24 protein-coding genes are annotated in these 21985 nt (G+C 69.9%); 16 read left to right on the top strand and 8 right to left on the bottom strand.

The genetic code is table 11. The annotated features are described in order from the left end of the window. The first annotated feature begins 6 nt into the window (after positions 1–6). Both AB0I98_RS11350 and AB0I98_RS11345 read left to right on the top strand, forming a co-directional pair. A complete protein-coding gene (locus AB0I98_RS11350) occupies positions 7–330 on the top strand; it encodes a DUF952 domain-containing protein (RefSeq protein ID WP_362938723.1) in 324 nt (107 codons plus the stop codon). Then, positions 327–566: a hypothetical protein gene (locus AB0I98_RS11345; protein WP_362938720.1), complete on the top strand. Its 240-nt coding sequence runs from the start codon at positions 327–329 to the stop codon at positions 564–566. Before AB0I98_RS11350 ends, AB0I98_RS11345 begins: the two co-directional genes overlap by 4 nt. On the opposite strand, the gene AB0I98_RS11340 is transcribed toward AB0I98_RS11345, so the two are convergent. Then, a complete protein-coding gene (locus AB0I98_RS11340; protein ID WP_362938717.1) occupies positions 563–1297 on the bottom strand; it encodes a VOC family protein in 735 nt (244 codons plus the stop codon). The two genes, AB0I98_RS11345 and AB0I98_RS11340, sit on opposite strands and share 4 nt — an antisense overlap. Before the next feature lie 147 nt (positions 1298–1444). Between AB0I98_RS11340 and AB0I98_RS11335 the strand changes: the two genes are divergently transcribed. The 5 genes from AB0I98_RS11335 to AB0I98_RS11315 all read left to right on the top strand — a co-directional run bounded on the left by AB0I98_RS11335 (position 1445) and on the right by AB0I98_RS11315 (position 6491). Next, entirely contained in the window at positions 1445–2596 is a 1152-nt protein-coding gene (locus AB0I98_RS11335) for an inorganic phosphate transporter (RefSeq protein WP_362938714.1), read from the top strand. Positions 2597–2611: 15 nt separating this feature from the next. After that, a complete protein-coding gene (locus AB0I98_RS11330) occupies positions 2612–2845 on the top strand; it encodes a hypothetical protein (RefSeq protein ID WP_362938711.1) in 234 nt (77 codons plus the stop codon). A 27-nt stretch (positions 2846–2872) separates the two neighbouring features. Next, on the top strand, positions 2873–3760 hold the full coding sequence (gene ppk2 / locus AB0I98_RS11325; protein ID WP_362938708.1) for a polyphosphate kinase 2: 888 nt from the start codon (positions 2873–2875) through the stop codon (positions 3758–3760). Between the two features lie 164 nt (positions 3761–3924). After that, positions 3925–5691: a histidinol-phosphate transaminase gene (locus tag AB0I98_RS11320; RefSeq protein WP_362938705.1), complete on the top strand. Its 1767-nt coding sequence runs from the start codon at positions 3925–3927 to the stop codon at positions 5689–5691. Then, a complete protein-coding gene (locus AB0I98_RS11315; protein WP_362938702.1) occupies positions 5688–6491 on the top strand; it encodes a phosphatidate cytidylyltransferase in 804 nt (267 codons plus the stop codon). Before AB0I98_RS11320 ends, AB0I98_RS11315 begins: the two co-directional genes overlap by 4 nt. 211 nt (positions 6492–6702) lie before the next feature. Here AB0I98_RS11315 and AB0I98_RS11310 read toward each other — a convergent pair whose 3' ends face one another. Continuing rightward, a complete protein-coding gene (locus AB0I98_RS11310; RefSeq protein WP_362938699.1) occupies positions 6703–7728 on the bottom strand; it encodes an Lrp/AsnC family transcriptional regulator in 1026 nt (341 codons plus the stop codon). Between the two features lie 115 nt (positions 7729–7843). On the opposite strand from AB0I98_RS11310, the gene AB0I98_RS11305 reads away from it, so the two are divergent. The 3 genes from AB0I98_RS11305 to AB0I98_RS11295 all read left to right on the top strand — a co-directional run bounded on the left by AB0I98_RS11305 (position 7844) and on the right by AB0I98_RS11295 (position 11695). Further along, positions 7844–9397 (top strand): AbgT family transporter, encoded by a 1554-nt coding sequence (locus AB0I98_RS11305; protein WP_362938696.1) that lies wholly within the window; start codon positions 7844–7846, stop codon positions 9395–9397. Between the two features lie 57 nt (positions 9398–9454). Further along, on the top strand, positions 9455–10642 hold the full coding sequence (locus AB0I98_RS11300; protein ID WP_362938693.1) for a M20 family metallopeptidase: 1188 nt from the start codon (positions 9455–9457) through the stop codon (positions 10640–10642). A gap of 234 nt (positions 10643–10876) precedes the next feature. Then, positions 10877–11695 carry a class I SAM-dependent methyltransferase gene (locus AB0I98_RS11295; protein ID WP_362938690.1) on the top strand — a complete coding sequence of 273 codons (819 nt, stop codon included), beginning with the start codon at positions 10877–10879 and terminating at the stop codon, positions 11693–11695. A 114-nt stretch (positions 11696–11809) separates the two neighbouring features. On the opposite strand, the gene sodN is transcribed toward AB0I98_RS11295, so the two are convergent. Beyond that, positions 11810–12205 carry a superoxide dismutase, Ni gene (gene sodN / locus AB0I98_RS11290; RefSeq protein ID WP_020123534.1) on the bottom strand — a complete coding sequence of 132 codons (396 nt, stop codon included), beginning with the start codon at positions 12203–12205 and terminating at the stop codon, positions 11810–11812. A 145-nt stretch (positions 12206–12350) separates the two neighbouring features. Here sodN and sodX point away from each other — a divergent pair, with 145 nt between their 5' ends. Then, positions 12351–12785 carry a nickel-type superoxide dismutase maturation protease gene (sodX, locus tag AB0I98_RS11285; RefSeq protein WP_328371928.1) on the top strand — a complete coding sequence of 145 codons (435 nt, stop codon included), beginning with the start codon at positions 12351–12353 and terminating at the stop codon, positions 12783–12785. Here the strand turns inward: sodX and AB0I98_RS11280 are convergent. Beyond that, positions 12689–13318 (bottom strand): CGNR zinc finger domain-containing protein, encoded by a 630-nt coding sequence (locus tag AB0I98_RS11280; protein WP_210572423.1) that lies wholly within the window; start codon positions 13316–13318, stop codon positions 12689–12691. The genes sodX and AB0I98_RS11280 overlap by 97 nt on opposite strands. A gap of 114 nt (positions 13319–13432) precedes the next feature. On the opposite strand from AB0I98_RS11280, the gene AB0I98_RS11275 reads away from it, so the two are divergent. Next, positions 13433–14206: a class I SAM-dependent methyltransferase gene (locus AB0I98_RS11275; RefSeq protein WP_362938687.1), complete on the top strand. Its 774-nt coding sequence runs from the start codon at positions 13433–13435 to the stop codon at positions 14204–14206. Positions 14207–14285: 79 nt separating this feature from the next. Here AB0I98_RS11275 and AB0I98_RS11270 read toward each other — a convergent pair whose 3' ends face one another. Genes AB0I98_RS11270 through AB0I98_RS11260 form a run of 3 tightly spaced genes read right to left on the bottom strand, consistent with a single transcriptional unit; the run spans position 14286 to position 16976 of the window. Further along, positions 14286–15053, bottom strand: coding sequence for an amino acid ABC transporter ATP-binding protein (locus AB0I98_RS11270; RefSeq protein ID WP_362938684.1), 768 nt, complete (start codon positions 15051–15053; stop codon positions 14286–14288). Positions 15054–15056: 3 nt separating this feature from the next. Continuing rightward, on the bottom strand, positions 15057–15986 hold the full coding sequence (locus AB0I98_RS11265; RefSeq protein WP_362938681.1) for an amino acid ABC transporter permease: 930 nt from the start codon (positions 15984–15986) through the stop codon (positions 15057–15059). A gap of 33 nt (positions 15987–16019) precedes the next feature. Further along, positions 16020–16976 carry an ABC transporter substrate-binding protein gene (locus AB0I98_RS11260; RefSeq protein WP_362938678.1) on the bottom strand — a complete coding sequence of 319 codons (957 nt, stop codon included), beginning with the start codon at positions 16974–16976 and terminating at the stop codon, positions 16020–16022. A gap of 559 nt (positions 16977–17535) precedes the next feature. On the opposite strand from AB0I98_RS11260, the gene AB0I98_RS11255 reads away from it, so the two are divergent. The 4 genes from AB0I98_RS11255 (at position 17536) to AB0I98_RS11240 (ending at position 20801) form a co-directional block, all read left to right on the top strand. After that, a complete protein-coding gene (locus AB0I98_RS11255) occupies positions 17536–18759 on the top strand; it encodes an NADP-dependent malic enzyme (protein WP_362938675.1) in 1224 nt (407 codons plus the stop codon). 194 nt (positions 18760–18953) lie between these two features. Then, complete coding sequence (locus tag AB0I98_RS11250; protein WP_362938672.1) at positions 18954–19919, top strand: zinc-binding dehydrogenase; 966 nt, start codon at positions 18954–18956, stop codon at positions 19917–19919. Between the two features lie 106 nt (positions 19920–20025). Then, positions 20026–20235 (top strand): HTH domain-containing protein, encoded by a 210-nt coding sequence (locus AB0I98_RS11245; RefSeq protein ID WP_210572430.1) that lies wholly within the window; start codon positions 20026–20028, stop codon positions 20233–20235. Then, a complete protein-coding gene (locus AB0I98_RS11240; protein ID WP_362938669.1) occupies positions 20235–20801 on the top strand; it encodes a Clp protease N-terminal domain-containing protein in 567 nt (188 codons plus the stop codon). Before AB0I98_RS11245 ends, AB0I98_RS11240 begins: the two co-directional genes overlap by 1 nt. Positions 20802–20922: 121 nt before the next feature. Here the strand turns inward: AB0I98_RS11240 and AB0I98_RS11235 are convergent, their stop codons facing one another. Beyond that, positions 20923–21984 carry a helix-turn-helix transcriptional regulator gene (locus AB0I98_RS11235; RefSeq protein WP_362938666.1) on the bottom strand — a complete coding sequence of 354 codons (1062 nt, stop codon included), beginning with the start codon at positions 21982–21984 and terminating at the stop codon, positions 20923–20925. Position 21985 lies beyond the last annotated feature (1 nt).

The raw sequence follows: 21985 nt of genomic DNA, 5'->3' as shown, positions 1-21985 counted from the left end.
CACTCCATGCCACACATCCTCCACATCACCGAACGCTCCCTCTGGGACGCCGCCCGCGCGCGGGGCACGTACGAGATGTCGACCCGCGGCCGGACCCTCCAGGACGAGGGCTTCATCCACTGCTCGACCCGCGCCCAACTCCCGCGCGTCGCCGAGTTCCTGTACGGCTCGTACGCCGGGCCCGATGAGCTGGTGGTCCTGGTCATCGATCCCGAGCGGCTCGACGTACCTCTGAAGTACGAGGCACCGGAGGGCGAGGGCGAGGAGTTCCCGCATGTGTACGGGCCCGTGCCGGTGGGCGCCGTGGTGGACGTGGAGGTGTGGGGGTGAGGGCTGGACGCCGTCGGTTATGGCGCTGGGCAGTCACCGTGTGGGCGGTCGCCGTCGTCGTCGGGGGTGGGCTGACGCTGTGGCTGCAGGATTCGGCGGAGCCGCCGGAGCCGTACGGCTGGGAGGAGACGGAGGATCCGGCGCCGCTGCTGCGGTCGGACGTGGAGTCTCTCTGCCCGTCTGCGACGTTTCGGCCGGAGGAGGACTTCGTGTGCGCGTACGCGACGATCCGTTAGCCCGGCAGCCCGCCCGTCTCCGGATCGCGGCCGGTCAGGCAGTACGTACCGCCCGCCGGGTCCCGCATCACCGTCCAGTGGCGGCCCGCGGCGACGAAGGACGCGCCCAGGCGCTCGTGCGCGGCGCGGGTCGCCGGGATGTCGGCGCAGGCGAGGTCCAGGTGGGCGGAGGCGGGGCGCTCCTCGCCGAGCCGCTGGAGCAGGATGCGGATCGGCAGCCCGGGCGGCGGCTTGAGCACATGGAACTCGGGGAGGGAGCCGGGCGCCGACGCCCACTCCGCCAACAGGTCGCTCCAGAAGGCGACTTCGAGCTCGTACAGCGATGGCGGTACGTCGACGCAGACCTGGTCGAGCCGGGTGCCGCGCACCACGGGCGGCCGTACCGACTCCCCGTGCCAGGGCACGGCGCAGAACAGTTGCCCGGCGGGGGAGCGGAGCACGGCCCAGTCGCCGTGGTCGGCGAGGACATCCGCGCCCGCTGTGAGCGCCGACGTCACCAAGCTCCGTACGTCGTCCACCGCGAAGTCGAGATGCGCCCCGCCCGCGCCGGAGTCGACCCCCTGGACCTTCACGCAGGCGTCCGCCGCGTCGGGGAGCAGGGTCGCGAACTCCCCGTGGTCGCCCCGTGGTTGTGACAGCTGTGTGTCCGTGACGGCCGTCCAGAACGCGGTGGCGCGGTCGAGGAGCCCGGCGGGGCGGTCGATGAAGGCGTAGGTCCAGCGGATGGTCATGGGGTGATCGTAGGACGGCGGGCCGTAGCCGCTCGGTCCGTTTTCCCGGTGGCCCGACGCTGGAATTTGCGGATGTTAAAGCGGACCCAGACGGAGCCTTTGCCTCCAGTTCGCCGGGTATTGGGAAGCGCTTGCTTTGCTCGAACAATGGATCACATCACGTTCCTCGTGGCGGTCGTCATCGTCACGGCGCTGGCCTTCGACTTCACCAACGGATTCCACGACACCGCCAACGCGATGGCGACGTCCATCGCGACCGGAGCGCTCTCACCACGGACAGCGGTGCTGGTGAGCGGTGTGCTGAACGTCGTCGGTGCCTTCCTCTCCACCGAGGTGGCCAAGACGATTTCCGGCGGCATCGTGGACGACACGCTCGTCACACCCGGGATGATCTTCGCCGGGCTGGTCGGCGCGATCCTGTGGAACCTGCTGACCTGGCTCGCCGGACTGCCGTCGAGTTCCTCGCACGCCCTGTTCGGCGGGCTGATCGGTGCCGTGTGGGTCGGTGCGGGTGCGAACGGCGTGCACTTCGACAAGGTCGTCGAGAAGGTGCTGATCCCGGCGGTGGCCTCGCCGGTCGTCGCCGGTGTCGCCGCGCTGATCGCGACGTACCTCGCCTACCGGCTCACCGCACGGGCCCGGGAGAAGACCGTGACCAAGGGCTTCCGGCTCGGGCAGATCGCCTCCGCCTCGCTCGTCTCCCTCGCGCACGGCACGAACGACGCGCAGAAGACCATGGGCGTGATCACGCTGACCCTGATCTCCGCGGGCGCCCTCGGCCACGACGCCGGTCCGCCGCTGTGGGTCATCGCGTCCGCCGGTCTCGCGATCGGCCTCGGCACCTACCTCGGCGGCTGGCGGATCATCCGCACCATGGGCAAGGGCCTGACCGAGATCCAGTCGCCGCAGGGCTTCGCCGCCGAGACCGCGTCGACCACCGTCATCCTCACCTCCGCCCACCTCGGCTTCGCCCTGTCCACCACCCAGGTCGCCTCCGGCAGCATCCTCGGCGCGGGACTGGGCAGGCGTCTTGCGGAGGTGCGCTGGGGAGTCGCCGGCCGGATGGTGATCGCCTGGCTCATCACGCTGCCCGCCGCGGCGATCGTCGGAGGCCTGGCCGCCGGCCTGGTCACGCACGGCGGGAACGTCGGTACGGCCGTGGTCGCGCTGGTCGCCGCCGCGGTCGCCACCGGCATCGTCGTCGCCTCGCGCCGCAACCCGGTGGACGCGAAGAACGTGAACGACCACCACGAGGTCTCGATCCGCACGGCGCCGGCGAGCGTCGGCACGGCCGCCTGAGCAAGGGGAGTTGACATGGAGCTGGACTGGAGCGCCCTCGGTCAGGTGGCCGCGGTGAGCCTCGGCGTCACCGTGGCCGTGGTGGTCGTCTTCGCCCTCGGTGTACTCGGGCTCGCCCGCGTCGAGGGGACGAGGGAGACTGACGAGGGTACCCATGCGCTCGGCCTCGCCCAGGCCGGACTCTGTTTTCTCGCCTGCGCGGCGGTCGTCGCGTACGGCATCTACCTGATCGTGCCGCAATTCCACTGAAGCGCCGAAGCCGGGGAGGGCGACAGGATGACCACGCCACTGCTGTCAGGACTGACGGTCGACTACAGCGACCTCGACGAGCCTGTTCTGATCAAGCCGGACGGAAACCCGGTCGAGACCTGGCGGGAGAACTACCCGTACGCCGAGCGCATGGAGCGCAAGGAGTACGAGTGGCACAAGCGGCTCCAGCAGATCGAACTGCTGAAGCTGCAGAGCTGGATCAAGGAGACCGGCCGCCGGCTCGTCATCGTCTTCGAGGGACGGGACGCGGCCGGCAAGGGCGGCACGATCAAGCGCTTCACGGAGCACCTCAATCCGCGCGGCGCACGGGTCGTGGCACTGGTGAAGCCCACGGAGCGCGAGCGCGGGCAGTGGTACTTCCAGCGCTACGTCGAACACCTGCCGACCGCGGGCGAGATCGTCCTGTTCGACCGCTCCTGGTACAACCGGGCCGGTGTGGAACGGGTGATGGGCTTCTGCTCGGACGACGAGTACTGGCGCTTCATGCGCCAGGCCCCGCTGTTCGAGCGGATGCTGGTCGACGACGGCGTGGACCTGATCAAGTTCTGGTTCTCGGTCTCGCAGAAGGAACAGATCACCCGCTTCACCATCCGCCAGGTCGACCCCGTACGGCAGTGGAAACTCAGCCCGATGGACCTGGCCTCTCTGGACCGCTGGGACGACTACACCGCCGCCAAGGTCGCCATGTTCCGCGAGACGGACACCGAACAGGCGCCCTGGACCGTGGTGAAGTCCAACGACAAGAAGCGCGCCCGCGTCGAGGCCATGCGCAGCGTCCTGGCCCGCTTCGACTACACCGACAAGGACCACGAGATCGTCGGCACGCCGGACCCGCGCATCGTGGGCGCGGCGGCGAACCTGCTGGAGGCGGGGGAGGACGACACGGAGCGCTGATCCGCCCCGGAAGGAAACGGGAAGGGCCCGGTCGGACACCCGACCGGACCTTTTCCATACGACGCCTGAGTACGCGTACTCAGGTCGGCTGCGTCGCTTCGCCCTGGCTCGCCCGGTCCGCGCTCCGCACTATGTGGGTGCTCCCCGTGTCGAGAGAGGTGCTTATGGGCCCTGACCTGGTACAACTGCGCGCCGCCACTGCGGAGGATCTGGAGTGGATTCATGAACTCCGTCACCGGGTCTACGCACGGGAGTTGGGCCAGCACGCGCCGGATCCGTCCGGGCGGCTGCGCGACGGGCTGGACGGCGACAACGTCTATCTGGTCGCCGCTCGCGGCGCGGCCCGGATCGGCTTCGTCAGCCTGACTCCGCCCTGGCTGGGGCGGTACGCGCTGGACAAGTACCTGACCCGCGACGAACTGCCGCTGCTGACCGACGGCGACCCGTTCGAGGTGCGCATCCTCACCGTCGAACCGCACCGGCGGTCCACCTCGGCGGCGGCCCTGCTGATGTACGCGGCCCTGCGCTGGATCGCCGCCCGGGGCGGTCGCCATGTGGTGGCGATGGGGCGTACCGAACTGCTCGACATGTACCGGGCGGTCGGCCTGCGCCCGGTCGGCCGTACGGTCCACAGCGGGGCGTTGACCTTCGAGGTGCTGACCGGCAGCGTGGCCGAGCTGACGAAGGTCGCGAGGGACCGTTACCGCACCACGCTGGAACGCCTGCGGTCCACCGTGGACTGGCAGTTGGACGTGCCCTTCGCACCCCGACCGGACGGCTGCGAACACGGCGGGGCCTCGTTCACCGCCATCGGCACCGACTTCCGCAGCCTGCACCGGCGCCACCAAGTGGTCGCGGCCGACGTGCTGGACGCCTGGTTCCCGCCGGCCCCCGGTGTGCGGGCGGCGCTGGCGGACGACCCGGCCTGGGTCGCCCGGACCTCCCCGCCGACCGGCGCCGAGGGCCTGTTGGCGGAGCTCGCCTCGGCCCGGGGCCTGCCTACGGAGACGCTCGCGGTCGGGGCCGGTTCGTCCGACCTGATCTTCCGGGCGTTCGGCCAGTGGCTGACCCCCGAGAGCAGGGTGCTGCTGATGGACCCGGGCTACGGCGAATACGCCCACGTCACGGAGCGGGTGATCGGATGCCGGGTGGACCGGTTCCGGTTGCGCCGCGAGGAGGGCTGGCGCATCGATCCGGACCGGCTGTCCGCCGCCGTCGCCTCGGGCCGCTACGACCTCGTGGTCGTGGTCAACCCGAACAACCCGACCGGCCGCCACGCGCCCGCCGCGGAACTGCGCTCGCTGATCGCCGCCGCACCGGCCCGGACCCGCTGGTGGATCGACGAGGCCTACCTGGGCTACGTCGGCCCGACCGAGTCGCTCGCCGACCTCGCGGCGGTGGACCCGCGGGTCGTGGTCTGCACGTCACTGTCCAAGATGTACGCGCTGTCCGGCATGCGGGCCGCGTACCTGGTGGCCGAGCCGACCACCACGGCGCGGCTACGACGATGGACTCCGCCTTGGCCGGTCAGCCTCCCGGCCCAGCTGGCCGCGGTCGCCGCCCTGCGCGACCCGGCGTACTACAGCGACCGCTGGCTCCGCACCCATGCGCTGCGACGGCAACTGGCCGCCGACCTGGGTGGGTTGGACGGTCTCGGCATGGTCGAGGAGGCAGTGGCCAACTTCCTCACCGTGACCTTGCCGACCGGTGGGCCGAGCGCGGCGGAAGTGGTGAGCGAATGCCGGCGCCACGATGTGTACGTACGCGATCTGTCGCCGCTGTCGCCGCGGTACGAGGGACGTACCGTCCGGATCGCGGTCAAGGACACGGTGGAGAACGCGCGCATCGTGGCGGCTTTTGAGGCCGCGCTGGACGCGCTGCGGCCTGGGCGGGCCTCGCTCTCCACCCTGGCTGCCGGATCCACTCGATGATCACTGTCGCCTCACTGGCGCCCTTCCTCGGTGGGGCGTTGGTGCTGGGCGGTATCGCGGTGGCGGTATCTCGGCGTCGCGAGCTGCTGATCCGGTGGTGCGCCTGGGCGGTCGGAGTGCCGCTGGTCACCGGTGCGTTCTGGCTGGGCCACCCGGGCACCGCGTCGATCGCCATCGTGGTGGGCGTGATCGGAGTGCTGGAGTTCGGCGGGCTGATGCGGCTGGCCTGGGTCGACCGGGTGGTCCTGGCCGCGGCGGTGACAGGCGTCGTGCTGGCCGCGTGGCTGGCACCCGGAGAGGTGCTGCGGGTGCTGGCGATCGGAGCGCTCGCGGTGGCCGCGGTGCCCCTGCTGGCCGGCGACGCCGACCACGGCCTGCGCCGGCTCTGCGCCGGTCTGCTCGGACTGGCCTGGCTGAGTGTGCTCGCCGCGCTGGTACCGCTCGGGGCAAGCGGGTTGGCGCTGTTCGTGGCGGTCTCGGTCGCCGACATCGTGGCGTACTTCGCCGGTCAACGGCTGGGCGGGCCACGGCTGTCCCCTCTGTCACCGGCCAAACGCTGGAGCGGAACACTCGCCGGCGCCACAGCCGGCGTCGGCACGCTCGCCGTGCTGTCGGCGCTGAGCTGGCCGATGGCGGTCGCGGTGGCGGTCGGAGGTCCGGCCGGTGACCTTCTCGAGTCCATGGTCAAGAGGGGTGCGCAGACGAAGGACGCGGGGCAGTGGCTGGCGGGGTCCGGGGGCCTGCTGGACCGGATCGACTCGCTGCTCATCGCGTTGGCGGTCCTGCTCGTGCTGCACTGACGGCACGTCAAGCCGCACCCGTAGGCGGGTGTCCTGCGGACTGTGTGCGGACGGACTGTGGGCGCGAACCGGAGTGCTCCTGGAGTCAGGCGGCAGCCGAGGCAGTATCACGGAAGGGCAGGACGCCCAGGGTCCGGCGGTCTCGACGTCGACGAGGACGGTCCCTCGGGTCCGCCCTGCAGGCCCATTACTCATGAGGACCCATGAGGTCTCACAGCAGCGTAGGCGCGTGGAATTCACCGAGGCCGGAGGCCAGGTCACGGTCCAGCCAGTAGCGGCGCGGCTCGGCGAGCATGACGTCGACGCTGACGGTGAGGATGCCGGGGATCTTGGCCAGCTCGTGGTCGATGAAGTGCGCCACGGCGGAGCGGTCGGTGACCAGACCGGTGGCGAGTACGGACATGTCGCTGGCGACGTGTGCGGCGAGCCGGGTCTGCGGGAGCCGGTCGATACGGCGCATGACGTCGGGGGTCTCGCCGGGGGCGACCCGCAGGCGGAGCATGAACGGGGTCTGGAAGCCGAGCCATTCCGAGACGATCTCCAGGCGTGGTTTGACCCATCCCTCGTCGAGGACCCGGCGGACGACGCGGTGCGCGGTGGAGGTGGCCAGGCCCGCGGCACGGGCGATGCTCGCGGCGGATGCGCGGCTGTCCTGCATCAGCTGGGCGACGACGGTGCGTTCGGCTTCGCTGAGCGGCTTGGCGGGGGGTGTCGCGGTCGCGGTGCCCTCGGGGCGGGCGTCGGCGAGTTCCAGCAGGTCGGCACGTTCGGTGTCGGTGAGGAACTGAGGGTCCCAGGTGTGGCCCCGGCGATGGGTGCTGAGGGCGGGCAGCGCTTTGACGCGGCGCACCCCGGGGACGGAGAACATCCGGTCGATCGCCTCGCTGGTCGCCGCCTCGGAGGGGGCGTGGACGACGGCGTAGAGGGGGTGGTCGCCGGAGATCTGTGCCAGGAGCTGGAGGTGGGGCAGGTCCTGGAGCCGGCGGAGGACGGCGAGCGGGGTTTCGCCGGTGATGTCCAGGAAGACGTGGACCGGCATCGCCGTGGAGTGCATGCCCCAGTCGGCCTGTCCGATCACGCGGATCATCCGGGCCTCGTACAGCCGGTCGTAACGGCGCTTGAGCGTGCTGGGGTCGGCGGACAGGATCCCGCCGATGTCGTCCCAGGTGGCGCGGGGTGCCAGGTGCAGCGCTCCGATGAGTCGACGGTCGAGATCGTCGAGGAGAGGGCGGGTCATAGTGCCTCACCTTAGACTGCCGATTAATCCCACTGTTACATCGAGGGTCTAGAGAATCTCTCATTCGACTGCCATTGTTCGCAGGAACATCCCTCAAGCGCACGAAGAGGTACCGATGAGTGCCACCGCGACCCCGCCCCAGCCGACCGAGCCACAGTCGAGAGTCCTGCGCGCCGCGTTCCGCGCGTTCGCGGGGATCGAGAGGGTCGGCAACAAACTGCCCAACCCGTTCTGGCTGTTCTGGATCCTCGCGGGGGTCGTCGCCGTCCTCAGCGCCGTACTGGCGGCGGTCGGCGTCAGCGCCGTGCACCCCGGCACGGACGAGACCATCAAGGTGGAGAACCTGCTCAGCAGGGACGGCATCACCATGGCCGTCGAGGGGGCCGTCGACAACTTCGCGGCCTTCCCGCCGCTGGCCACCATCCTCACCGTGATGTTCGGCATCGCCGTCGCCGAGAAGAGCGGGCTGTTCTCGGCCCTGCTGCGCCGGATGGTCGCGCGGGTGCCGGGCAAGTACCTGACCTTCGCCCTGTCGATGACGGCCATGGTCAGCCATGTGGCCGGCGACGCCGCCTACGTCACCCTCATCCCGCTCGGCGCACTCGTCTTCCGCGCGGCGGGCCGCAGTCCGGTGCTCGGCTGCATCGTCGCCTACGTCTCGATCTCCGCCGGCTACGACGCCTCCCCCTCGCTCACCACCACCGACGTACTGCTGTCGGGAATCTCCACCGCCGCCGCCCACACCATCGACGCGGACTACGTCGTCACCCCGGTGGCCAACTATTTCTTCGGCCTCGCTTCCTCGGTCCTCGTCGCCCTGGTGATCACGCTCGTCGTCGACAAGGTCCTCGCCCGCCGTACGGACCTGGAGCCCGACGAGCCGGTCGCCGCACTGAACGCCGACGAGCTGGAGGCGATCGAGGTCACCGAGCAGCAGCGCCGTGCGCTGCGGGTGACCGGGCTGGTCGCCCTGGGCTTCATCGCGTTCCTGGTGGTGGCGATGATCCCTTCGTCCTCAACGCTGCGCGGCGAGCACGGCGGCATCGTCGACTCCTCGCTGATCGGCGGGATGGCGCTCGTCCTGGGCCTGTTCTTCGCCGTGCTCGGCACCGTCTACGGCCGGATGACCGGCACCTTCTCCGCCTCCCGCGACATCATCGCCGCGATGGTCGACGGCACCCGCTCGATGGCCCCGATCCTCGTCCTCTTCTTCGCGATCTCCCAGTTCCTCGCGTACTTCAAATGGACGAACATCGGCGACATCCTCGCCGTCAAGGGTGCCGAGACGCTGCGTGACCTGGACATGAGCGGCTGGACCGTGCTGGTCGGCGTCGCCGTGCTGATCACGTTCATGAACCTCGTCATCACCAGCGGCTCCGCTCTGTGGGCACTGGCCGCGCCGGTGATCGTGCCCATGCTGATGCTCGTCGGCATCGACCCCGAGACCACCCAGGCCGTCTACCGCGTCGCCGACTCGGTCACCAACTGCGTCACGCCGATGAGCCCGTACTTCGTGATGGCGCTGGGATTCATCCAGCAGCATCGCAAGTCCGCCGGCATCGGCACCCTGGCCTCCTTCACGATCCCGATCGCCGCCGTCGTCTGGGTCGTCTGGGTCGCGTTCTTCGTGGCTTGGTACCTGCTGGGCATCCCCTTCGGCGTCAGCTGAACCCGCCCTGCCGCCAAGAAGCACCACCCCCCACACCTTCGTACGAGAAAGCAGATCATGACCGCATCGCCCGCTGCCGCCCTCACCGCCCGTGCCCAGGAGGTCGCGTCGGAGACCGTCACCGACATCCTGACCCTCGTCCGCCACGAGACCAGCAGCTACGACCTGCCCGCCCTCGCTGCGGGCCTGGACCTCCTGCGCGAACTGGCCGTCCACCGGCTCGGCCGGCCCGACCACGAACAGCGCCACCCCGGCGGCGAGTGCGGCGACACCCTCACCCTCACCTACACCGGCACCGGCCCCGGGCACGTCGCGCTTGTCGGCCACTACGACACCGTATGGCCGACCGGAACGTTCGCCGGATGGGAGCAGCCGGAGGCGTCCGAGGACGGTCGGGAGAAGCTCAGCGGGCCGGGCATCTTCGACATGAAGACCGGCCTGGCCCAGGGCATTTGGGCCCTGAAGCTCGCCCGCGAGAGCGGCGCCCCGGCCCCGGTCCCCACCGTCACCTTCCTCTTCAACGGCGACGAGGAGATCGGCTCCCTGTCCTCCCGCCCAGTGATCGAGGAGATCGCGCAGAAGGCCGACGTCACGCTGGTGCTGGAGCCGACCGCCCACGGCGCGGTCAAGACCGCCCGCAAGGGCTCCGGGATCTTCAAGGTCACCGCCACCGGCGTCGAGGCACACGCCGGGCTCGCGCCGCAGGACGGGGCGAGCGCGATCACCGCGCTGTCCGAGTTCGTCCTCGCCGCCGCGGCCGTTGCTGCCCCCGGGAGGGGTACGACGATCAACACCGGGCTCATCAGTGGTGGTTCGGCCACCAACGTCGTGGCCGGACAGGCCACCGCGAGCATCGACATCCGGGTCAGCAGCGAGGCCGAACAGGCCCGTGTGGACGCCGAGTTCGACGCCATCAAGGTCAGCGACCCCCGAGTCCGCATCGACATCGACCACGCCTGGAACCGCCCACCCATGACCCTCAACGCCGCCTCCGCCCCCCTCCTCGACCTCGCCCGCGAAGTCGCCCGCGCACAGGGCCGCGACGACCTGCCCGACGCCGCCGTCGGCGGCGCCAGCGACGCCAACTTCGTCGCCGCCCTCGGCCTGCCGGTCCTGTGCGGCATGGGCGCGGTCGGCGACGGCGCCCACGCCCGGGGCGAATTCATCTACCCCGACACCGTCCCCGCGCAGACCGCCCTGGTCGCCGGCCTGCTGGCACGACTTGCCCAACCCCTGCACGGCTGAGCCATGGCCCACCCTGGCAACCGGGCGGCCTCCCGCGAGGTGATCGGTGGAGGGTGCTTGAGGTGGTGTCCACGAAGTTCTCCGGGACTGCGTCGGCTCGCACCTGGACACGATTGTGGCTTGGGCCGGACAGTGAATGGCGGACACCTCAGCGGCTTGACCGCTCTCTGCAGGCTTCCGCCAGCAGTGGGTAAGGCTGGTACGACTCCTCGCCGTAGCCCCGGAGGTCCTGACGTGACCGAACTTTCCTCCGCGCAAGACGCCGCCGTCACCGACCGGGCCCTCCTCGCCGGGCGCGCGTACAGCAGCGACCGGGACCTCGCCGCACGTCAGGCGCTCTACGAGTGGAAGACGCCCCGTTACGACCTGCCGGGCATCGTCGCCGAGCAGTTGAGGGAAGTGCGGGGACGGGTCGTCGATGTCGGCTGCGGCAACGGCCTGTACGTTCGACGACTCCGCCGGGACAGGCCCGACCTGGCCGTGCTGGGCCTGGACATCTCTCCAGGCATGCTCGCCGGTGTGCCTGGCCCGGTCGTCGGGGCGGACGTTACCCATCTGCCGCTGCCGACGGCGAGCGTGGGCGCGGCGTTGGCGATGCACATGCTCTACCACGTCCCCGACATCGCCCGGGCGGTCCGGGAGTTGGCCCGCGTCGTCGGGGGTGACGGGCTGGTCGTCGTCTCCACCAACAGCGACCGCGACAAGCCGGAGCTCGAGGACCTGTGGCAGCGGGCCGCCGGCGACGTCCTCGGCACCGGACGCGGCCCGGCCCGTATCGCGCTCAGTGCCCGCTTCTCGCTGGAGAAGGCCCCGGCCTTCCTCGGCGAGGAGTTCCGTCGCGTGGAGACGATCGAGCTGCCCGGCACCATCACCGTCCGCGAACCCGAGCCCGTCATCGCCCACATGGCCTCGTATCAGGCGTGGGCCGACCAGCACGACGTACCGTTCGAGGAGACCATCGACAGGGCTCGTGTCATCCTCGCCGAGCACATCGCGCAGCAGGGCGCCTACGAGATCAACTGCCGAGCCGGCATTCTCGTTTGCCGTCGCTGAAGGGACGCACGCGACGCCGAAGGGGCCCGGTCGGACAGCCGACCGGGCCCCTTCATGCTGCTCGTCGACCCGCGATGGTGCACCGATCGCCGGTCGATCGAAGCCGACTTGACGTCAGGCCTTCTTGGTCTCCCAGAAGATCTTGTCGATCTGGGCGATGTAGTCGAGGGCCTTCTGGCCGGTCGCCGGGTCGGTGGAGGCCTTGGCGGCCGAGAGGGCCTTCAGGGCGTCGTTGACCAGCTGGTGCAGCTCCGGGTACTTCTCGAAGTGCGGGGGCTTGAAGTAGTCGCTCCAGAGCACCGAGACGTGGTGCTTGGCGAGTTCGGCGCGCTGCTCCTTGATGACGGTGGCGCGGGCCTGGAAGTGCGGGTCGTCGTTGGCGGCCATCTTCTCCTGCACGGCCTTCACCGACTCCGCCTCGATGCGGGCCTGGGCCGGGTCGTACACACCGCAGGGCAGGTCGCAGTGTGCGCTGACCTTGACCTTGGGGGCAAACAGGCGGGAAAGCATGGAGCATTCCTTCCTCGTGATCGTCTTCTCAGGTGGGACATTACTCCCTGCAAGACGGGTTTTCGCGGGTGCCCCCATGGGCTTAGGACAAAAGTCCCGGGTGAGACTGAGACTGGTGGAGGATCGAACCGGGGAGGTGCCGGGCATGCCGGAGCTGTCGCAGGAGACCGAGCGCGGGAGGTCGTTCCTGCCATTCGGGGTGGCCGAGGTGACCGGGCCGTCGATGGTGCCCACGCTGTATCACGGAGACCAGCTGGTGGTGCAGTGGGGAGCCAGGGTCGGGCCGGGTGACGTCGTCGTCCTGCGGCATCCGTTCCAGCAGGACCTGCTCGTCGTCAAGCGGATCGCGGAGCGGCGCGAGGGCGGCTGGTGGGTGCTCGGGGACAACGCGTACGCCGGGGGCGACAGCACGGATTACGGGGCCGTCCCCGAGGAGCTGGTGCTCGGAAGGGTGCGTTTTCGGTACCGACCGCTCAAGCCCGGTCAGCGCTCGCCGTTCGCGCTGGTGCGCTGGGCGGTGTCGGCCGCCAGGCCCGTCTTCTCCGACCGGTCGGCCTCCAGGCGCTTGCGGGCGCGGTAGGCGGCCACGTTGGCGCGGGTGGCGCAGCGGTCCGAGCAGTAGCGCCGGGAGCGGTTGGTCGAGGTGTCGAGGTAGGCGTTGCGGCAGGGTGCCGCCTCGCACAGGCCGAGCCGGTCCACGCCGTACTCGGTGAGGTGGAAGGCCAGGCCCATCGCCGCGATGGCCGCGTAGCCCGCCGTCGCGTTCGACGGGTGGTCCGCGAGGTGCATGTGCCACAGCGGGCGGCCGTCGTCGTCCCGGAAGTCGTGTCCGGAGATCTGCGGGCTCACCGGGAACTCCAGGAGCAGGGAGTTCAGCAGGTCGACGGCCAGGGTCTCGTCGCCCTTGTCCGCCGCCTCGAAGACCGCGCGCAGCCGCCCCCGGACCGAGCGGAACCGTGTCACGTCCGCGTCGGTGGCCCGGCGGGCCGCCGACTGGTTGCCGCCGAACAGGTCGCGGACGGCCTCGACCGAGGTCAGTGAGTCCTTGCCCCGGGCCGGTTCCTCGCTGTTGACGAGACGGACGGCGTAATCCGAGTAATAGGCCAGTTCCACTTGTAGTCCTTACGGAGGCGTTCTATGGTCATGCTGCGGTCGGGGTAACAGCCGGTCGTGCTTCCAGGGTATTACGTGACGGGTATCACGTGACATGGGCGACGGAGGGTCTCGATGACGGACACCGACACCACCACCACGACCGGGGCCGACTGGCAGGCCTGGCAGGAGAGCTGGGACCGGCAGCAGGAGTGGTACATGCCGGACCGGGAGGAACGCTTCAGGATCATGCTCGACATGGTCGAGGCCCTCGTCGGCCCCGCCCCACGCGTCCTCGACCTCGCCTGCGGCACGGGAAGTATCACGGCCCGGCTCTTCGCCCGGTTCCCGGACGCCACCAGCACCGGCGTCGACCTCGACCCGGCGCTCCTCGCCATCGCCGAGGGCACCTTCGCGGGCGACGACCGCGTCACCTTCGTCACCGCCGACCTCAAGGACCCGGACTGGCCGGCGAGGCTGCCGCATCAGTCGTACGACGCCGTCCTGACCGCCACGGCCCTGCACTGGCTGCACAGCGAACCCCTCGCGGCCCTCTACGGTCAGGTCGCGGGTCTCGTCCGCGACGGTGGTGTCTTCATGAACGCGGACCACATGATCGACGACGCGACGCCCCGGATCAACGCCGCCGAGCGGGAGTTGCGGCACGCGCGCATGGATCAGGCCAAGGCCGACGGCGCCCTCGACTGGGCCGAGTGGTGGCAGCTCGCGGGCAAGGACCCCGTCCTCGCCGAGCCCACCGCCCGCCGCTTCGAGATCTACGGCGAACACGCCGACGGCGACATGCCGTCCCCCGCCTGGCACGCGCGCGTACTGCGCGAGAAGGGGTTCGGGGAGGCACGGGCGGTGTGGTGCTCGCCTTCGGACACGCTGCTGCTGGCGCTGAAGTAGAGCCCCGAACTCCGCTGAAGCGGCCACATGCCAAAGGGGCGGTACGGAACCTCCGTACCGCCCCTTTTTCGTACGACCGTCAGAGCACCTTCGACAGGAACGCCTGCGTCCGCTCGTGCTGCGGGTTGGTCAGGACCTCGCGCGGGTCGCCCGACTCGACGACCACGCCGCCGTCCATGAAGACCAGGCTGTCGCCGACCTCGCGGGCGAAGCCCATCTCGTGGGTGACGACGATCATCGTCATGCCGGACTCGGCGAGGTCGCGCATGACGTCGAGGACGTCGCCGACCAGCTCCGGGTCGAGGGCCGAGGTGGGCTCGTCGAAGAGCATCAGCTTCGGGTCCATCGCGAGGGCCCGGGCGATGGCGACGCGCTGCTGCTGGCCGCCGGAGAGCTGGGACGGGTAGCTCTTCGCCTTGTCGGCGAGGCCCACCCGCTCAAGCAGCTGGCCCGCACGCTCCCGCGCCTCGGTCCTGCCAACGCCCTTGACCTGCACCGGCGCCTCGATGATGTTCTCGAGAGCCGTCATGTGCGGGAAGAGGTTGAACCGCTGGAACACCATGCCGATGTCCCGGCGCTTCAGCGCGACCTCGCTGTCCTTGAGCTCGTACAGCTTGTCCCCCTTCTGGCGGTAGCCGACCAGCTCTCCGTCGACGTACAGGCGACCGGCGTTGATCTTCTCCAGGTGGTTGATGCAGCGGAGGAAGGTCGACTTGCCGGAGCCGGAGGGGCCGATGAGGCAGAAGACCTCGCCGGACTTCACCTCCAGGTCGATGCCCTTGAGGACCTCGACCGGGCCGAAGGACTTGTGGACGCCTTCGGACTTGACCATTGCGGTGGTGCTCATCGGTCAACGCCTCCAGGCCGAGAGGGACAGCATGTTCGCCTTGATCTTCTGGAACGGCGTGTCCGGGAGCGTACGGCTCGAACCGCGGGCGTAGTACCTCTCCAGGTAGTACTGGCCGACGCTGAAGACCGAGGTCAGCACCAGGTACCAGGCCGCGGCGAGGAACAGCATCTCGGCCGGGGCGCCGGAGGTCTGGCCGATGTCCTGCGCGACGCGGAGCAGCTCCGAGTACTGGACGACCGACACCAGCGAGGTCGTCTTCAGCATGTTGATGACCTCGTTGCCCGTGGGCGGCACGATCACGCGCATCGCCTGCGGGACGACGATCCTGCGCAGCGTCTTGCCGTGGGTCATGCCCAGCGCGTGCGACGCCTCGGTCTGGCCCTCGTCGACCGAGAGCAGACCGGCCCGGCAGATCTCCGCCATGTACGCGGCCTCGTTGAGGCCGAGGCCGAGCAGCGCGGTCAGGAACGGGGTCATGAACTGCGACCACTCGTCCTTGTAGACCGGCCCGAGGTTGATGTACTCGAAGACCAGGCCCAGGTTGAACCAGACGATGAGCTGGACCAGGACCGGGGTGCCGCGGAAGAACCAGATGTAGAACCACGCGATGGACGAGGTGACCGGGTTCTTCGACAGGCGCATCACCGCCAGCAGAATGCCGCCGACGACGCCGATCAGCATGCACAGCACCGTGAGCAGGAGCGTCTTGCCCACGCCGCTGAGGATGCGGTCGTTGAAGAAGTAGTCCGGGATCGCGCCCCAGTTGATCCTGCCCTGGGAGAACGCGTAGATGACCCCGCCCAGCAGGGCGAGGGCGATGACGGCGGAGATGTACCGCCCGTAGTGACGGACCGGAATGGCCTTGATGGCCTCCGGGCCGGCCGGCGGGGTGTCCGCCGGCCCGTCCGTCTTGTCGATGTCAACAGTCACGGATGTTGCCTTTCAGTGCCCGCAGTCCTGCGGTCACTTGCCGCCGTTGATGGTGGCTTCCTTGACAGCGCCGTCCTCGACGCCCCACTTCTTGATGACCTTGTCGTACTCGCCGTTCGCGATGATCGCGTCCAGCGCGGCCTTCAGCGCGTCCCGCAGCTCGGTCTGGTCCTTGGCGACCGCGATGCCGTACGGCGCCGCCTCGACCTGCTCGCCGACCAGCTGGAAGTCCTTGCCGCCGCCGGAGGTCTTCACGGCGTACGCGGCGACCGGGAAGTCGGAGGAACCGGCGTCGGCGCCGCCCGCGCGAAGGCGGGTCTGGGCCTGCTGGTCGTTGTCGAACGACTCGATCTTGATCGTCTTGCCGCCGGTGCACTTCTTCGCCTCGGCCTTGGCGAGGTCCTCGGAGACCGTGCCGCGCTGCAGCACGATCGTCTTGCCGCACAGGTCGGACCAGGTCTTGATGCCCTGGTCGTCGCCCTTCTTCGTGTAGATCGAGACACCGGCTGTGAAGTAGTCGACGAAGTCCACGCCTTCACCGACCTTCTTGCCGGTGTCCGAGTCGATGCCCTCCTGGCGGTCCTTCGTGTCGGTCATCGCGGACATCGCGATGTCGTACCGCTTGGAGCGCAGACCCGTGATCAGGGTGTCGAAGGTGCCGTTCTCGAACTCGAACGTCACACCGAGCTGCTTGCCCATGGCGGCAGCCAGGTCCGGGTCGATGCCGACCGTCTTGCCGGAGCTGTCCTTGAACTCGACCGGCGCGTACGCGATGTCGGAGCCGACCTTGATGACGCCCTTGTCGCGGATTTCCTTGGGCAGCCGGTCGGCCAGCGGGGCGGACACGGCGGTGTCGCCGCCGTCCGAGCCGGCGTCCTCCGTCTGGTCACCGCAGCCGGTGAGCAGTAGTGCGCCTGCGACCGCGATCGAGCCGACCGCTGCCAGGCGGGAGCGCGTGGCGGTCGTGCGACGGGTGGAGCGTGCGGTCATGGTGGGTTCCTCCGGCGGATGGGTGGAGTTGCCGATGGGGCGGACGGCTGCCGATGGGCTCGGTAGTCGCCTGGGTCTTGGGTCGACCAGAGCACACCGATCGACGAGAGCACTCGCCTTCGAGTGTCGCGACCTTGTGTGATTACGGCATCTTGCCATTCGGACTACGCCATTCAGGGCGCCCCTCATGTCAAAATCGGATAACGGGTGACCCCCGAACCGCCCCAGGTCGGACATCGTGGCCGGACCTTCTGCGGGAATCCCTCGTTCCGGCCGGAAGATCTTCGGTGTCAGACGGTGGCCCAGGACTTGTCCCGATATGGAGCCATGAGTCATGTCACCGGCATGTGACCTTCGCGTTATGGACTCGTCGTCGGCACGGTGTGTCCGGTAAGAAGGTTCTTTACACCCCTCATCCGGGGCTCAGGGCGCGTGTGCGGCGCGCCCGTCGCGTATGTGCCCGTACGCATCACCTGACAAGGGCCTTACGCGGTGCCCGCCCGCTCCTCAACCAGGAGTGGCCACCCTCAAACCATGAAGACCTAAGGGGTAAACCAACGTGGCAGCGGAGATCGTCAATCCTCGCAGCGACAGCACTACGGACCAGGACGGAGGGGGCGAGCCCCTCGATTCCTTCGATCCGGCATTCGCGCTGCACCGCGGCGGCAAGATGGCCGTGCAGGCCACCGTGCCGGTCCGGGACAAGGACGACCTGTCCCTCGCGTACACGCCCGGCGTCGCCCGCGTGTGCACCGCCATCGCCGAGCAGCCGGAACTGGTCCACGACTACACGTGGAAGTCGTCCGTGGTCGCGGTGGTGACCGACGGTACGGCCGTGCTGGGGCTCGGCGACATCGGGCCGGAGGCCTCCCTTCCAGTGATGGAGGGCAAGGCGATTCTGTTCAAGCAGTTCGGCGGCGTGGACGCGGTCCCGATCGCGCTGGACTGCACCGGTGTCGACGAGATCATCGAGACCGTGGTGCGGCTCGCGCCGTCGTTCGGCGGCGTGAACCTGGAGGACATCTCGGCGCCCCGGTGCTTCGAGATCGAGCGGCGGCTGCAGGAGCGGCTGGACATCCCGGTCTTCCACGACGACCAGCACGGCACGGCGGTCGTGACGCTGGCGGCCCTGCGGAACGCCGCGCGGCTGACGGGCAAGGGGCTCGACGAGCTCCGGGCCGTCATCTCCGGTGCCGGGGCCGCGGGTGTAGCCATCGCGAAGATGCTGGTCGAGGCCGGGATCGGGGACGTCGCGGTGGCCGACCGCAAGGGTGTCGTCTCCGGTGACCGGGAGGACCTGACGCCGGTCAAGCGGGAGCTTGCCGAGCTGACGAACAAGGCCGGGATCACCGGGTCGCTGGAGGCGGCGCTGGAAGGCGCGGACGTCTTCATCGGGGTCTCCGGCGGTACGGTCCCGGAGGCGGCGGTCGCTTCCATGGCCGAGGGTGCGTTCGTGTTCGCCATGGCCAACCCGAACCCCGAGGTGCACCCGGATGTGGCGCACAAGTACGCGGCGGTCGTCGCGACCGGGCGCTCGGACTTCCCGAACCAGATCAACAACGTGCTGGCGTTCCCGGGGATCTTCGCGGGCGCGCTGCAGGTGCGGGCGTCCCGGATCACCGAGGGCATGAAGCTGGCGGCCGCCGAGGCGCTGGCCGCGGTGGTCGGGGACGACCTCGCCGCCGACTACGTGATTCCGTCGCCCTTCGACGAGCGGGTCGCTCCCGCGGTGACCGCGGCGGTGGCCGCGGCTGCCCGGGCCGAGGGCGTGGCTCGTCGCTGAGGCAGGTGTGAGGTTTTGGCCCCGTCCGGTTGGGCGGGGTCATTTCTTTTCTCTTTTCTTTGCCTGGTCGTGGGGCCGTTCGGGTGGTTGTGGGGTGCCGCCGTGCCACACGCCCGTGCGCGTTCGTGCAAGAGGGCAAGTGTCACAGGGCCCTGTTGTTCCGTGGGCCCCGCACGCCCCCTATCGTCGAGCCCATGTTCGCCGCATACGCTGCCCGAATCGACCGTGACCAGCCGCTGACCGGCCTGGAGTTGGGGGAGCGTCCGGCTCCCGAGGCTCGTGCCGGCTGGAGCGTCGTCAACGTCAGAGCCGCCTCCCTCAACCATCACGACCTGTGGTCCCTGCGGGGCGTGGGCCTCACGGACGACCTGCTGCCGATGATCCTCGGATGCGACGCCGCGGGTGTCGACGAGGACGGCAACGAGGTCGTGCTGCACTCCGTCATCGGTCAGAGCGGGCACGGGGTCGGCCCCAAGGAGCCGCGCTCCATCCTCACCGAGCGGTACCAGGGAACCTTCGCCGAGCAGGTCGCCGTACCGACGTGGAATGTGCTGCCGAAGCCCAAGGAGCTGTCCTTCGAGGAGGCCGCCTGTCTGCCGACGGCCTGGCTGACGGCGTATCGGATGCTGTTCACCAATGCCGGGGTGCGGCCGGGGGACTCCGTGCTCGTGCAGGGGGCCGGCGGCGGGGTCGCCACGGCCGCGATCGTGCTGGGTAAGGCGGCGGGGCTTCGGGTCTTCGCCACCAGCCGGGACGAGGCCAAGCGGAAGCGGGCCGTGGAGCTGGGGGCGGTGGAGGCCGTGGAGTCGGGGGCGCGGCTGCCGCAGCGGGTCGATGCCGTGATCGAGACCGTGGGCGCCGCCACCTGGTCGCACTCCGTGAAGTCGCTGCGGCCCGGGGGCACTCTCGTCATCTCCGGTGCGACGAGCGGTGACCGTCCTTCGCATGCCGAACTGACCCGGATCTTCTTCCTGGAGCTCAAGGTAGTGGGGTCGACGATGGGGACCAAGGACGAGCTGGAGGATCTGCTCTCCTTCTGTGCCGCCACGGGCGTGCGTCCCGTGATCGACGAGGTGCTTCCGCTGGACCGCGCTCGCGAGGGCTTCGAACGGCTGGAGTCCGGTGAGCAGTTCGGCAAGGTCGTGTTCACGAACGGCTGACGGTTTCGTTTTCGCTGTACGCCAAGGGCCGACCCGATACCGGGCCGGCCCTTGGCGTGTGTCAACCATGGTTGACAAGTGGGTGATGTCAACGTAGGTTGACGTCATGACCGAAGCAACGGATCTCGCCGAGCGTGCGGGTGATCGCGACCCCCGGGTCGGGCTGCGGGCCGTCGCCGCACTGCGCCGGCTGCTGGAGCAACTGGAGGCGGTGCAGGTGCGCAGTGCGCGCAATCAGGGCTGGTCGTGGCAGGAGATCGCCGCGGAACTCGGTGTGAGCAGGCAGGCCGTGCACAAGAAGTACGGGAGGAATTGATGTTCGAGCGGTTTACGAAGGACGCCCGGGCAGTGGTGGAGGCGGCGGTCGGGCACGCCGAGCGGGAGGGGGCGTCGCACGTCGACACCGAGCACATGCTGCTCGCCCTGCTGGACCGGGAGGGCAGCCGGGGCTCCTTCGCGCTGGCCTCGCTGCTCGGCAACGCCCCGGACGGCAAGGAGTCGGTGCGGGGTGCCGTCGTCGAGGCGCGGCGGCTGGGCGGGCTGTCGCGGGCCGACGCCGACGCGCTCGCGGGACTGGGGATCGACGTCTCGGAGATCGTCGCCCGGGTCGAGGAGGTGCACGGTGTCGGGGCGATGTCCGGAGATCGGCGCAGCAAAGGGTGGTTCGGGCACCGTCCCTTCAGCCGGGCTGCCAAGGACACGCTGGTGGAGGCCCTGCGGGTCGCTACCGGGCGCCGCGACCGGCACATCGGCGACGAGCACCTCCTCCTCGCTCTGGCCGCCCGGCCCGGCGTCCCCGCCGAGGTCCTCGCCGATCACGGAGCGACGTACGAGGCGCTGACGCGTGTGCTGTACGGCGGGGGAGAGGCGAAGGCCGGCTGACGGGGTGGGGCGCCCGGCGGGGAGCACCGGGCCGGGCCGGGTCGGGCCGGCGATCAAGGAGGGGCGTTTCCTTCGGCAGTGCGGCTGACCCCGGTCGCCGCACTGCCGAGGGAGGGAGGCCTCATCCCTTCGGTGTCCGCAGCAGCGCCCCGATATGTGCCGCCGCCGTCGACAAGTGGCGGCGGGTGTCGCGGAGTTGGTCGGCCGTGACGCCATGGTCGCGGGCCGCGTCGCGGATGTCGTCGCGGAAGCGGTCCAGCAGACGGTCGAGGTCGCGGGCCGGGTCGCCGGTGGGGGCCTCGTGGGCCCAGGAGGGTTCGAAGTCGGCCGGGAAGTCCTCGGGGGTGTCGGAGTACTCCGGCTCGGCCGGCTCCGACTTGGCGGTGCCGGTCCGGCCGAAACCGAAGTCCCTGCCGAACTCCTTGCCGTAGTCCTTCCCGAACTCGCCGAACTCCCTGGCCAGTTCCGTCAGGCCTTCGCGCACGCCCGTCGGCCAGTCGCCCCGTGCGAAGTGGTCCTGCACCTGCTCCTGGACCCGTCGGGCGATGCGCTGCACCTCCTCCTGCGCCTGCGCCCGGGCCCGGTCCTGGGCCTCCTTGGCCTGGCGCCGGGCCCGCTGGGCCTCCTCGCGGGCCCGGCGGCTCTCGTCCTTGGCACGCCTGGCCTGCTCCTTCCACTCCTGCTTGACGCGACGCATCTCCTCCTTGGCCGCGCGCCAGGACTCCTTGTCGGCGTAGTCCGCGAAGTCGCCGAGCGGGCCGTCCTGTTCGGCGTGCGCCTGGGTGCCGGTGCCCCGGCGGGCCTCGCTCGCCGCCGCTCGCATCTCGCGCCGCAGGTCGCCCGCCGCGCCGCGCACATCGGCCTGGATCTCGGCGGCGAGTTCCGCGACGGACTCCCGGATCTCCAGCTCCAGGTCGGCCAGTTCACCGCTGCGATCGGCCAGTTCGGCGCGGCCCGCGTCCGTGATGGCGTACACCTTGCGGCCGCCCTCGGTGGTGTGGGTGACCAGGCCCTCGGCCTCCAGCTTGGCCAGGCGCGGGTAGACGGTGCCCGCCGAGGGGGCGTACAGGCCCTGGAAGCGGTCTTCGAGGAGCCGGATCACCTCGTAGCCGTGGCGCGGCGATTCGTCCAGCAGCTTCAGCAGGTAGAGGCGGAGGCGGCCGTGGGCGAAGACGGGAGGCATG

Source organism: Streptomyces sp. NPDC050211 (assembly GCF_040656035.1).
GTDB lineage: Bacteria > Actinomycetota > Actinomycetes > Streptomycetales > Streptomycetaceae > Streptomyces.
This window is presented reverse-complemented; position numbering and strand designations above follow the sequence as displayed.